This window comes from Vibrio sp. D420a (assembly GCF_030248625.1).
Taxonomy (GTDB): domain Bacteria; phylum Pseudomonadota; class Gammaproteobacteria; order Enterobacterales; family Vibrionaceae; genus Vibrio; species Vibrio fortis_A.
On sequence record NZ_JAHGAN010000012.1, the window covers coordinates 135141 to 147874 of the forward strand.

Here is a 12734-nt window from a genome sequence, read left to right on the forward strand (position 1 = left end):
TAATCTAAATGACTCATACTATTTAGAGTAGACGCATTTATTGGCCTATGTGAAGGCAAGCCAACATTTATATCCAGTAGAGGGTTGTGGCCTTCCTTCCCTTATTTAGGCCGCTTGTGATTGTGCAAGAGCAAACTCACGAATCTGCTTCTCTTTGAAACTCGATAATATAAACATCATTAGGTAACCAGAACACAATGCGATAATGATCGCCACAACATTGTCAGTAAACGCAGATATTACATAGAACATAACAACCAGCGTCGCGATACCTGTTAAGCGAATAAATAAGCTTGTTTTAAAGTGTCCGTTTGCTTTGATGTAGGCCAGTTGGTGGGCATTTAGCATCATAAAAATAAAGAAGATAGAGAAGTGGAACAACACTGGTGTTGCGCCTGCATACTCAGCTGGGAAAAGCGCTTCAACAAGGTTTGTACCGAACAACAGCATCGTCAAGAAAAACGCACCGCTGACAATAAATGACAACTTAAACACCCATCGACGGATAAGCTGAATCTCAGAGAATTCTCCATTTCGAACCTTCACAGACAGTTCAGGCAGAACAAAGCGGTAAATTGGGAATACGAATAACATCGTCATGTATGTGAAGACCGGACGCACCACAACCTGAAAATCACCCAATTCATCAACGCTGAAGTAGCGAATAGTTAGCAACACAGCAATGTAAATCATAAGAATGCTTGCTCCTGCTTCGAGTGTCGCAGTAAAGCTCTTTTTCACATAGCCGTACATGTCTGAATTAAGCTGTACAGGCTTGATTGGCAGAGTCGATATCTCTTTTCTTCGGCTGATATACATATAGAGCGCTGTTATCAACGAAGATATGGTCAAACCATAGAACAACGCCGTTAACGCACTGAATCCAGCAATATAGTAAGCGAATAGAAACAGAGCCACGTTCAAGGCAGGGTCAAGCCAAGTGGTGCGGTTAGTGATGTCGTACAAACGATACATAGCAACTAAGTTGGTAAAGTAGAGCTTAAGCCCCAAACCAAAAATGATGCCCACCAACTGCAAGTATTCAACACCGATATCCAAGCTGTGCTTGATGTAAGGAATCACCCCACCCCACGTCATTAGGACGACGACAATAAGAGTAAAGCGGAAGATATTGATAATATCGATATCATTCTTGGTTTGAGAATACGTCACGACCATGGATGAGCGGAAGCCCGTCATCAGTATCATGGACAGAGAAATGATATCAACGACAGTATGAAAGAGCGCCAAATCGGCTTTTGCTACCCAGCCGGCAAGCCAGATCTTAAAGGTAAAACCTATCGCAATGCTGATTAATGTTGCCCATATACCGGAAAGAAACGCCTTCTTTACCTTGGTGACTGATTGTGAATGCATTTCGAATACTACTGTCATAGGTGAGATTTTCACATAGTATTGAAAGCTATTCTCATTTACAACAAAACTCTGCTGTAGCTCTTATAACATTGGCTATGCAAGAAGCCAGATCAAAAGCATGTGCACTTTCTTAAGAAATTGAAGGAACAATCCGTTTGTAGACAGCACACACGACAACGTCTCTCTACACAAACTCATCATGATTGCTTAGGCGCTAGGCTGAAAGTATGTCGCCTATAGGTTAGGCGTGACACTGTCCCTTTAGCATCAAATAATCGAATAGACATTACTAACCCAAAAGTTAAATAAGTAATACAGCTTTGGAATGAGCGAAAAACTTGTCAATGTTCAGCCTGAACATTCCTTTCTAATAGCGTCTTGAGTAGCAGAAATACAGCGCCACTGTACGTGGCCGTGCTAGAGATTTAAGTGGAACTCACGAAACTCTCTTGGTGAATATCTGGTACTTTTTTTGAAGGTGTTCGAAAAGGTAGACAGACTCTCGTAGCCGACATCAGCGCAAGTATCAGTAATCGAGAGTCCTTGCTTTAAAAGTTCTTTGGCTTTTGCGATTCGCATACCCCGTAGGTAGTTTCTTGGCGTCAGACCATACAGCTGCTTAAAAGTACGAACATAATGAAATCTAGACATAAAAGCAGCCTGAGCTAAATCATCCAGCTCGAGTTTTTGAGCATAGTGCTTTTCCATGAACGCTTTAGATTGCCTGATTAGGGCATAGTGTCGCTCAAGCGTTGCTATGTCGCGGTATAAGCGATCTATCTCTTATTCATAGAATGTCTTAGGGGTTGATGCCATCGTGACCAAAAACATCGATTAGGGACAACAGGAAGTTTAGCATGAGATGAGAGTATAAACGTAAGGAGCGCCACACTCTATGACGCGCCTTCTAGACATAAGTTAGCGATAGACTAAAAAAGGTTTCTTCTCAGTGGAATACACTAAGACGGTAGCGACAATCGTATATGACGCACTAAGCATCGAGTACGAACTAGGCACTAAAGGCACAACGTCAATCGGTGAGTTATTAAAGCCGCAGCGCGAAGCTCTAACTTTCGGTATCGAACCTAGTTCAGCTATCGACAAGGCTCAAGAGCAATTATGAGCATCAGAAGTACCAATTGAAGTACGCAGTACAAGGTTTGTAAAGTCACTACCTACGAATGGAATCTGTTAGGTCGTAGGTTCAACCTACAGCTACGCACTTCGGGTTTAACCTCGGAACTGGTCATTAAATGAAAAAGGCAATAGGCCCATTTCTGTCACACGCCTGTCGCATTGACAGATGTGTGACAGAAGGCTGCCGTTTCTTGGTGGACATCCCCACGCACTCGGACCCATCCTCCCACGCATCCCCCGATCTCAATTTGGTTAAGTTTATCTTGACATAGCTACTTTTGGATCATAGTTTGGCGAAGCCCTTTTAATTATTTTAATTATTTTAATTATTAAAACTGTTAAAATATTTTAATTCTAAAGATGGGTCTGGCGAGGGTAATTTAGTCAGCTGTCACTTGAGGGTTGGTTGCTAACCATAAGGCTTGTCGTCCTCATTCGTCCCGAAATTTTTGTTATTGCATCCTGATTGAGTGACAGCATTGTGACACTTTTGGTGCGTCTTATGCTTATTTCATACCATTCCTGCCCTTAATTTCTGTTATCACCATCATCCACTAGCTCTTTATGTGGCACCAATCTGTCAGTCAGCTGTCAGTCAATTACCAATTAATTATTACGTTTATCGTTGATAAGTTGTTCAAGCAACTACCTCATGTGAAAAAATAAACATTTCTCAATTGTTCGTTGAGCAAGTTGTTTTTTGTCAATCGAAATATGAAGACTTAAGCTGATGTGATTCTAATTGGTATATTTTGGTGACCAGTAGACCGGACGTTTGTTGCCTTTGAGTGTATGGTTCGAGGTTAAGTTTGCTCGGTAGGGGCTGAAGTATCTGCACCAATTGTATGTAATTACCACAAGTTTCATCAAGTACAGCAATCATGACATTCCCCGCTTCTCTCGGCTCGATTGAATACTCAACGCCGAGAGCAATCAGCCTTTCATACTCTTGTTGTGCATCGTCCAAAGAAAATGATGTCCATGGAATACTCGCCTCTTTCAACGCTTGTTGATAATGGCGAGCTGGCTCAAACTCCATTGGTTCTAACAGCAACTCAACACCCGACTGCTCTTGTCGGGAGACCACTTGTACTCATAAAGTGGCACTTCTGTCTTCTTAATAAAACCTACTGCATCAGTGTAGAATGCAAGCCTTAGAGTTACTCATTCTATATCGCGTTGTTTTGATCGCTATAGCGCTACAAATCTTACTGTATGGAGTCTATCTCGCAATATAAAGTGACAATGTCACTTAAAGTAAGCATTCACGCTTTCTAATAGACAAGGACGTATGACTAATCACTCATCACGGACAAGCTAAAAGAATATGATAGATGACTTCTGAGGTTTTACCTTTTAATCCTATAGTAAATGCGACATCTTTTACTTGGGATCTTAACTCCCCTAGCCTCACGTCAGATATACAGAAATCAAACTCTTGATTCGATGTAAGTGTAGAGGCATCGGCAGTACGTAACACTAACTTGGGCGCGACGTTCTACAGTGAATTGCGGTTCTATGTTGTCAATGTTCAGGCTGAACATTGACAAAAAAGAGACACAATCGCAGTCTAAGATTAGTTATCTAGACGATTAATGATATGACGAATAGAGCCCAATACGTCGGATGCCATCATACCGACTTGTCCATACATATTGGCATTGTGATCCGCAGCCATACTGTGAATGACACTACCTAGTATTGCTGCATCAATAGGTTGATACCCTTGTGCTAAGAGTGACGAGATGAGGCCAGCAAGTACATCCCCCATCCCACCAGTCGCCATCCCAGCATTACCTGCGTGGCATACTACCGTTTTGTGGCCATCACTAATTAAGGTTCCCGCCCCTTTAAGTACAGTGACACATCGATATTTTTGACATAGCTTTTTAATAGAGAGATAGCGATCGGCTTCAACTTCTTTGACACTGCAATTGAGCAACATTGCCGCTTCACCAGGATGAGGCGTAATAACTGTATTCTCTATCGGGCGGGCATCTAAGTCATCTTGCGCTAACCAATATAAGCCATCCGCATCTATCACTTTAGGCATATCATAAGCTTGACTCATCACCGCTTCATAAGCATTTTTACCCCAATCGAGTCTACTTAAACCGACACCCACACAGATACTAGTGCACCATTCAAGTCGTTCTGATAGTTGCTCGACATCTGACACCATAGCTTCAGGTAACAAAGAACGCATAGGAAAGCAGCTAGATTGATGGACAATAGAGGCCAGCAACCCCGTCCCGGAACGCAACGAAGCTGCAGCGGCAAGATACGCAGCACCGCTCATGCCGTCACCGCCGCCAACAACCAACAATCGCCCGTGGCTACCTTTATGTGAGTCTTGTGCTCTAACTTTCAACCTATCTAGCCATCTCGAACTCGTGAGCAAAGCATTTGGTGCATTATGATCAGCAAAGGCTCCATCTATGCTTAACCCTGCAAACAACAACTCCCCAACATGACTTCGAGCTTGAGCGGTAACCAAGCCTCTTTTGAGGGCAATAAAGGTGACAGTCGCCGTTGCCTTAACCGCCGTTCCAAGCTGTCTACCTGTGTCGCTATCTAGCCCCGATGGAACGTCGATTGAGATAACAGGGCAGCTAGACTTGTTCAATGTGGTGATAACAGACTCGGCATACTCCCTGAGTTTGCCAGTAAGCCCTGTTCCCAAAATCCCATCAACAATGAGGTCGATACTATCGTCTACTTCAAAGTTTGGTTCGTGCACTTTGCCGCCAGCAGATAGAAAGAGTTGCTCTGCAGACTTCGCATCTCCACTTATCTTTTGAGATGAACCCACTTGCCATAAAGTCACCTTGTATCCCGACATCAATGCTAGTCTTGCGACAACATAGCCATCACCACCATTGTTACCAGTTCCAGTAACCACCAGGATATGACAACAATGCTCATATCTTTGCTGAATGACAGAAAACACTGACTCTCCAGCTCGCTCCATCAATTCGTACATGGGAATACCGAGAAGTTTAGCGACTCGTTTTTCTCCCTGTCTTACCGTATCTGATAAGTACAGCTCTTGCGGTAATTCTGGTATTGCCAAGCTTGTAAACATGAGAGGCCTCAAAGACTAATGTTGGGTTCTACTTATTGAAAAGCATATAACATTGTTTATTGGTTTGATGTGTCCCGGCGAGCAACATCAGGTACAAAAACTATTTATACAAAGAAACAACAATCAAACGTGTCAGTGTTCAGGCTGAACATTGACAACATCTCAAGCCGAAAATCTTTCATCCAGTCGCGATAGGTAGTGGTAGGTATACTAAACAACCTCCTCTTACACTCTATATTGATGTAGGGTTAAATGTTGACAACGAGTTCCTGTTCTTTAAGCCTTCAAAGGCAGTAAGCAATAGAGTAGGGAAGGGAAGGCTAACAAGGTGTGAGGACAAGTAACATTGCCTTATGTTCAGGCTGAACATTGACAAAAAAACTCCTCATACGGGAGATAGATGGGGTAGGTTACTAAATGGTAACTGCTTGTCACTAAAGGAGATCACTTCTATATTTGAAATGGTTTAAGAATCCAATTTCGATAAAAAGGGAACCAGATGGGACATTCAAGTAAACTCAAGGCTGGGGATTCATTTCCTACTATTAATGCAACCTTACTCGACGGAACAAATGTCACCTTAGGTGAGCCAAAGTCAGGAATGACATGGCAAGCTGTATTCGTTTATAGGGGCAAGCACTGTCCATTATGTACAAAATACCTAAATGAGATTGAAAGCTATAAACAAGCCTTCAATGATGCTGGTGTCGATATTCTTGCAGTCTCAGCAGACGCAAAACATCAAACAGAAGAACAATTAGAGAAACTCGACATCTCTTTCCCAATTGCGTACGGACTCACCGAAGAACAAATGAAAACACTCGGTGTATACATTTCGCTTCCACGTTCAGAACAAGAAACCGATCATAACTTTGCAGAACCTGGATTGTTCGTCGTTAATGAAAAAGGGGAGTTACATGTCGTTGATATTTCAAATAACCCTTTTGTACGTCCAGAACTGGGGGCGTTAACGCGCGGATTAGCTTGGATACGAGATCCCAATAACCATTACCCAATTCGCGGCACACTAGATTATTAGCCTAGAATTGACGTAAAAAAGCCAGCTAAGTGAGTAACTTAAGCTGGCTTTTGTTTATCTAGAGTAAAGTTAAAATTATTTAAGTTGTATGTTGTGGTCTTCCGACCAGGCACGTAACTCTTCAAGGATACCCAATGCTGTTGAACCAAACTCGGTCAGTTCATAGCTCACTGCAATAGGGCGGTCACTGATGACTTTACGAATAATCATGCCCTCAGATTCGAGCTCTTTCAATCGTTGGTCAATCATCTTCTTGCTCGCGCCTCCCAGCATTCTCGCTAAATCATTGAAACGGACAGGACCATCTTTTAAGTGATAGATAATGGAGCCTTTCCACTTACCGCCAATTAAACGCATGCCTTTTTCTATAGCACACGGTTCCGTGCAGACATTAGCAACCGTTTTACGACCTTTAGTATCTATAGTGATGGAGCTTTGCATAATAAATACCCCGATAAACTTCTACGTTAGTTACAAACTATGCTTAGTATACAGCAAGTCCATACTGCACGCGTTTTCAGTATTACCTATTAGTTATGAAAGCAACCAATCGAAGGCCTTTTCACGCCAATAGTAAAAATCTTAAATCTAAGCCTAACCAATGCAGATTTAAAAATGCGCCATAATATGAGCTTCAAAGCGTTCGAAATCACGCTCAATATCCGCATTTTTCATTACATCGAAACAAGAAAAAGTCGGAAGAGAAGTCATACCAAAGAAACGAAAGTTTGCATGCATGTGGAACATAAGATCATCAACACCTTTGCCTTGGAATAGATATTCCTTGTCATCATCAAACGACTCTTCAGGAGCATTAAATGTCAGTGATAGCATGTACTTTGTTCCAGTTTGAGTGCCACCTGTACCATAGTTTTTCTTAGGATCGCTTTCACTACGACCATCGAATGCACAAAGAGCGCCCCCCATACCTGCAGTAAACACATCATCCATATACTTTTTAAATGACCATGGTACAGACATCCAATTGACAGGAGATTGGATAATCACTCTGTCGGCCCATGCAAAATGTCCAAGCTGTTCCTCAACATCAATCTCATCTTGCATAGAAACCGTGCGAACCTCATAGCCTTTACTCTGTAAAAGTGTTTGAGCTTTATCAACTAGACTCGCATTCAAACGACCTGGAGAATAAGGAGAAACTTCGTGCGCGTTAATAATCAGTACATTAGTCATTTTCATTACCTTTAACTATCGTAAATTAAATAGGGGAGGGGAGTTCCCATCCGATAGTGGTTTATTATGGTAACCTGAAAACAACTTTCAATTAGTATACTTTTAGTAACCTAGTCAAATCTCTAACAACTCATTGATAAAAGTAGAAAAAATTGTTTTTCCGATCATTAGTCATCCAATCAAATATGGTTACATCGATCGGAACAATGTCAATGTTCACGTTGAACACTGAATTTAACAACAATGAGTGATACTACGAATAATACGAGATAGTTAAAATGTTACGTCGTAACGTACTGGTGAGGTTTGATGACAAAAATAAACTACTTACTGAAAAAACGATCTCAATTTATATGATCACTAATAGGAAAGAACAAAACTAATCGTTCCTTAGATGGATTATTAATGAAAGCAATAAACTAAAACTCTTTAGAAACATCTATATTATGATCTTTATACTGAACACAATATCATCAATAATCGGTCAATGTTCAGCCTGAACATTGACAAAAAATTAACATACCAAAGTACTTACTACTTGAGTTACTTATGATCAATTGGTAACAGTGTAACGAACATGATTATGATCTTAACTTTACGATCGAAACATCATGAAGGTTCTACAATACCTTCTTCTAATCATATCAACTTCGTTAAATGTTTATATCTTAGAAGTAGAGGATAATGACATTTAACGATCTTAAATTTTGAATTCCATTTAGTTTATTGAAACAAAAATTTAGCCTATCACCTTAAGCTTAAATAACGAACAAAAAGAGCATTAAACAACTGAAGTTTGTCGATAAACTCAACAGCTCATTACAAAACTCTCTTGAGTTTTGTGATGAGATTTTGAGTCACCGACAGAACCTAAGTGAAGTTGGTAATTTTTTAAAACTAGATTCTAAAGGTTCTAGTTTCTTAGTATGACGCTTTAAGTAACGACATTTACCGATTAAACGTAGATATTAGCCGATTGGATATAAATATTTACCGATTATCTAATAACATTAGACGATCTCACATATAAACATTTGCCGAACACGATTGTTTTAATATAAACATTAACCGATCATCTATGAAGTAAGATCTTAATTTGTTGAAGCTCAATGATCTTCAGGCGATCCAAGCACACAAAGTAACCACAATACGTCTCATAAGGGAAGAGATCGGTAAATAAAGATCAATCCATAAGAACTAAACATTTACCGAATCAACTAAACATCTACCGATGTTTATAGGGGGTTATTGTGATCTACTATCAACATTTACCGATCGAGTATAGATATTTACCGAAGTTAATGAGTTAATCGAAGATCTCTGTTAGACTGATAAAATCGTATCCATAGGTAATGATCATGACTTCATCATCCAGCTTAACCGTTATTAATGAAGAAGATCGAAAGAATCGATTCATCTCATCCATTTTGTTTTCAAGAGCAACGATTTTTCATCCCGCATCTCGGTTAACGTCAACTATGCAGTCCAAGTTGGTTGAGATTGCGCAAAATGGTGGTACGGATCTTAACTATCCATTAGAAAGTGTGAACATCAATAGTTACGGTAAAAATTTTAGAGTTGATCTTCATGTTGACTATTTACTGCAACCTCACCGCGATATCTTAGAAACCATGTTGGCTTACGCACAAACGATCCAATTGGATGACTCTTCTTATGAAGCTGGTGCACGGCTGACTTGGTCACAGGTATATCAAACAATTACCGATGGCGATGTTTCGGATACACAAGAGGATGGCTTCGATTCATTTATTGATCGAGATGCAACGGTTCTATCGATGAGTATGTATGAATTGGCTACGCGAATGGGCATGGCAACGACACGAGCTAACTACGATCAAATTGAGCGCAGAATCACTCAATTGGCAACTGCACATCTAGTGATCAACGAACTCGATGATGATCAAAATGTCGTCGGTAAAAAACCATTAGAGTTTGTACAAGATTACCGATTCTATTGTGATCGCAGTAAATTCAAAACGGGTCGTAAGACAACCAAGAACTTAACCAATCATGTATTTTTGGTTCCTGATATGCGTCTGCTGCAGGCCATTCGTGACCACGGTTACTATTACCGACTCGAACAACACAAAATGACGAACTACAGCAAGCCGTCAGTACGCTCATTTTTGAAATACATAACCACACATAAAGCTGAGTTTTTGCATAACAAGAAGTTTGAGTGGGCGCTTGATAGCTACATTCAATCTATCGCTTCGAAAGTCAGTCATAGCTTCCGTAGTGATCTTAGAAAAGATCTTTTAGCAAATGCAGTACAAATTGAAAAAGACTTCAGTCTACAATTCCGAGATGTCGGAAATGGTATTCAAATTTTCTATATCGGAGAAAGTGAATCATGATAACTCAGTCTCTTGATACGCTGATGTCGTCACGTGCAAGTCAAGAAATGAGCTTTAGCTTAAAAGGTTTACTTAAAGGTCATGTGGGGATGTTGATAGCAGCTCCTAATGTCGGTAAATCTCACTTAGCACTGTGTATCGCTATGGAGCATGCTTCTTCGATGACGCTATTGGGTATGAGTGCAGCCGATAGGCCCGCCAAAACACTGGTCTTGAGCTCGGAGGATGGGGCGGGTGTTATTCAAACCAGAATGAAAGATAAGCTAGCTAGTTGTACTCCTACAATTCGCTCTGAACTGAAGAACAACTTGCACTTCATGACCGATATTGAGCCTATCGTCATACCACCTGATTGCTCACACCAAGAACAATTAGAGCATCAACAATACTTGGCTCAACTTAAAGAAACATTCGCTCAATTTGACCTAGTGATCATCGATACCGTAACTGAAGCAATCGGACGCTGTGAGGAAGTGAAGCACGATAGATTGATTAAGAATGTGTTTCAGTCGCTAGCCAATGACTCAGGTGCAAGCTTGTTACTAGTACACCACGTGAACAAAGATGAAATTCGTGGCAATCAAGAGATAACCATGGCGTCTGGAGCAGGGCTTACATCGGTAATGCGTTTGACCAAGTGTTTATTTACCTTGAAACGCAGCAAAGACTTAATGTCGATTAAGTACCTGAAAAGTAATTATCTACCAGAAAACGAGAATCAAGAGTTTGCGGTTGAGGTTCGCCAAAGCCTAACCATAAACCCAGAGTTGTATAATCCGAAAGCACGAGCTAGCAGCAAAGGTGTTAGAACGACGACTCGAATTAAAGCCGCGCCAAAATCCATTACACTGTCCGGGACAATCCCCGAGCAGGAAGAGATCGAAGAGCGCAAGAACTTGCGTGATGTTCTCTAGTCATTCTCTAGTGTTAAGACCTTTCTATGAGCAGCTCAAATTAGAGCTGCTTTTTTTGTATGGGCACGTTTGACCTGTCTACAGGTTTCAGGTTTAGACTCCGCGCCTTAATTCAATAAGTCGAAGTGGGGTCTAATAAGGTGTATCAAAGATTATCGAGCAAACAAGCTGTATTGAGTCAGTGGTTTCAATCGCTGCCAATGACCGCAAAAGGTATTTTTCTCGCTCTTTTTTCAACGGCACTTTTCACATTAGTCGGGGCGTTGGTTCGTCAATTGAGCGCTGACTATGATGTTTTTCAAATCCTATTCTTCCGACAGCTCGTTTTTGTGCTTCTACTTGCCCCTGCAATGCGCAACAACATGAAAGTGTTGTTAAAGCCGAATAAGGTTAGGCTTCATATTCTTCGCATACTTGGAGCGTTTACAGCGCTTTATTTGGGTTTTGTCACTGTCAGTAATATCGCCTTCGCAGACGCGACGGCTCTCGGGTTTTTACAAGTCATTTTTGTCGCGCTCATTGCTCGTATAACCTTGAAAGAACAAGTGACGACGCGTCGCTGTCTTACCATCACCTTAGGTTTTACTGGTGTGATGTTGGTGGTACAACCGTCGCTTTCTGGAAATGAGTTCGTTTATGTTATGACAGGTGTGGCGGCAGCGATAGGAGCGGCTATTGCTGTCACCTGTGTTCGTGCCGTTGCACAGACTGAACCGAAGATAACGTTATTAGCCTATCAAGCGGTCTGTGTTGGCTTGATTGCACTGATTCCGGCAACTTATCAATGGCAAACGCCGACTATTGAGGATCTCCTATGGCTTCTCTCAATCGGTGTGATTTCTTCTATTGCTCAATACGTTGGGATCTCGGCTTACAAATGGGCGGAGGCAAACATTATTGCTAATGTGGAATATGTGAAGATCATTTACTCTGTACTGATAGGGTGGATGCTTTTTTCGGAGCTTCCTAACATGTGGGCTTTCGTAGGTGTGTTAACCATTCTAGCGAGCGCAATCATCCCCATGGTTTGGTCATATTTCGAGTCAAAAAAGGAGTCATACGTTGATGCTGAGCATTAAGCAATTCTGCGAGAGAATGAAGGTATCTCGTTCAACGGTTCTTTACTATGAAAGACAGGGGCTTTTGAAACCCTCATCGAGATCGTCAAGTGGCTATCGCCAATATAATCAAAAGGACGTTGAGCGCTTCTCTGCCATCTTGGCGTATCGATCTTATGGTATCCCAGTATCGAAAATTGAGTCTCTAATGATCGATGCTGAGGGAAAAGAACGAGATATGGCGTTAAGGCAACAGTTCGCCGCACTCGATAGAGAAATACAGAAGCTACGTCAGCAACAGCACTCTATTCTTGCTCTGCTCCAAGAACCTGATGGACTTGAACAAGGATTAATGACCAAGGAGCGCTGGGTGGAAATCCTCTGGCAGTCCGGAATGGATGACCAAGACATGCATAACTGGCACAAGCGATTTGAACAGATGGAGCCGCTTGGTCATTTGAAGTTTCTTCAGTCACTCAATATTGATGAAAGTGAAATCGAGGCTATCAGAACCTGGTCACGTGAGCCTTAAAATAAGATTTCGAATAGTCG

The 12734-nt window shown here is 41.4% G+C and carries 12 protein-coding genes; 6 read left to right on the forward strand and 6 right to left on the reverse strand.

The window, feature by feature from the left end:
* Window positions 1–105: 105 nt before the first annotated feature.
* Window positions 106–1377: a hypothetical protein gene (locus KI743_RS10640; RefSeq protein ID WP_285466338.1), complete on the reverse strand. Its 1272-nt coding sequence runs from the start codon at window positions 1375–1377 to the stop codon at window positions 106–108.
* 417 nt (window positions 1378–1794) lie between these two features.
* Window positions 1795–2085, reverse strand: a complete 291-nt coding sequence (locus KI743_RS10645) for a helix-turn-helix transcriptional regulator (protein ID WP_285466340.1) — start codon at window positions 2083–2085, stop codon at window positions 1795–1797.
* 241 nt (window positions 2086–2326) lie between these two features.
* Here KI743_RS10645 and KI743_RS10650 point away from each other — a divergent pair, with 241 nt between their 5' ends.
* Entirely contained in the window at window positions 2327–2500 is a 174-nt protein-coding gene (locus tag KI743_RS10650; RefSeq protein ID WP_285466342.1) for a hypothetical protein, read from the forward strand.
* A 717-nt stretch (window positions 2501–3217) separates the two neighbouring features.
* On the opposite strand, the gene KI743_RS10655 is transcribed toward KI743_RS10650, so the two are convergent.
* Entirely contained in the window at window positions 3218–3601 is a 384-nt protein-coding gene (locus KI743_RS10655; RefSeq protein ID WP_285466343.1) for a hypothetical protein, read from the reverse strand.
* Window positions 3602–4090: 489 nt separating this feature from the next.
* On the reverse strand, window positions 4091–5599 hold the full coding sequence (locus KI743_RS10660; RefSeq protein ID WP_285466344.1) for an NAD(P)H-hydrate dehydratase: 1509 nt from the start codon (window positions 5597–5599) through the stop codon (window positions 4091–4093).
* A gap of 499 nt (window positions 5600–6098) precedes the next feature.
* Here KI743_RS10660 and KI743_RS10665 point away from each other — a divergent pair, with 499 nt between their 5' ends.
* Complete coding sequence (locus tag KI743_RS10665) at window positions 6099–6638, forward strand: redoxin domain-containing protein (RefSeq protein WP_285466345.1); 540 nt, start codon at window positions 6099–6101, stop codon at window positions 6636–6638.
* A gap of 75 nt (window positions 6639–6713) precedes the next feature.
* On the opposite strand, the gene KI743_RS10670 is transcribed toward KI743_RS10665, so the two are convergent.
* Together KI743_RS10670 and KI743_RS10675 are read right to left on the reverse strand one after the other, a co-directional pair.
* Window positions 6714–7079 carry a helix-turn-helix domain-containing protein gene (locus KI743_RS10670; protein WP_150873065.1) on the reverse strand — a complete coding sequence of 122 codons (366 nt, stop codon included), beginning with the start codon at window positions 7077–7079 and terminating at the stop codon, window positions 6714–6716.
* Window positions 7080–7247: 168 nt separating this feature from the next.
* Entirely contained in the window at window positions 7248–7832 is a 585-nt protein-coding gene (locus KI743_RS10675) for an NAD(P)H-dependent oxidoreductase (protein WP_285466346.1), read from the reverse strand.
* A gap of 1352 nt (window positions 7833–9184) precedes the next feature.
* Here KI743_RS10675 and KI743_RS10680 point away from each other — a divergent pair.
* From KI743_RS10680 to KI743_RS10695, 4 genes are all read left to right on the forward strand, one after another.
* Window positions 9185–10210, forward strand: coding sequence for a hypothetical protein (locus tag KI743_RS10680; RefSeq protein WP_032550802.1), 1026 nt, complete (start codon window positions 9185–9187; stop codon window positions 10208–10210).
* Window positions 10207–11124 carry an AAA family ATPase gene (locus KI743_RS10685; RefSeq protein WP_285466347.1) on the forward strand — a complete coding sequence of 306 codons (918 nt, stop codon included), beginning with the start codon at window positions 10207–10209 and terminating at the stop codon, window positions 11122–11124. Before KI743_RS10680 ends, KI743_RS10685 begins: the two co-directional genes overlap by 4 nt.
* A 200-nt stretch (window positions 11125–11324) precedes the next feature.
* Entirely contained in the window at window positions 11325–12203 is an 879-nt protein-coding gene (locus KI743_RS10690; protein WP_285466421.1) for a DMT family transporter, read from the forward strand.
* Window positions 12190–12714, forward strand: a complete 525-nt coding sequence (locus tag KI743_RS10695; RefSeq protein WP_285466348.1) for a MerR family transcriptional regulator — start codon at window positions 12190–12192, stop codon at window positions 12712–12714. Before KI743_RS10690 ends, KI743_RS10695 begins: the two co-directional genes overlap by 14 nt.
* The last annotated feature ends 20 nt before the right edge of the window (window positions 12715–12734 follow it).

Coding starts and splice junctions, on each gene's coding strand:
- KI743_RS10640 (WP_285466338.1), bottom strand. CDS start 1,377: ATGCATTCACAATCAGTCACCAAGGTAAAGAAGGCGTTTCTTTCCGGT.
- KI743_RS10645 (WP_285466340.1), bottom strand. CDS start 2,085: ATGGAAAAGCACTATGCTCAAAAACTCGAGCTGGATGATTTAGCTCAG.
- KI743_RS10660 (WP_285466344.1), bottom strand. CDS start 5,599: ATGTTTACAAGCTTGGCAATACCAGAATTACCGCAAGAGCTGTACTTA.
- KI743_RS10665 (WP_285466345.1), top strand. CDS start 6,099: ATGGGACATTCAAGTAAACTCAAGGCTGGGGATTCATTTCCTACTATT.
- KI743_RS10670 (WP_150873065.1), bottom strand. CDS start 7,079: ATGCAAAGCTCCATCACTATAGATACTAAAGGTCGTAAAACGGTTGCT.
- KI743_RS10675 (WP_285466346.1), bottom strand. CDS start 7,832: ATGACTAATGTACTGATTATTAACGCGCACGAAGTTTCTCCTTATTCT.
- KI743_RS10680 (WP_032550802.1), top strand. CDS start 9,185: ATGATCATGACTTCATCATCCAGCTTAACCGTTATTAATGAAGAAGAT.
- KI743_RS10685 (WP_285466347.1), top strand. CDS start 10,207: ATGATAACTCAGTCTCTTGATACGCTGATGTCGTCACGTGCAAGTCAA.
- KI743_RS10690 (WP_285466421.1), top strand. CDS start 11,325: ATGACCGCAAAAGGTATTTTTCTCGCTCTTTTTTCAACGGCACTTTTC.
- KI743_RS10695 (WP_285466348.1), top strand. CDS start 12,190: ATGCTGAGCATTAAGCAATTCTGCGAGAGAATGAAGGTATCTCGTTCA.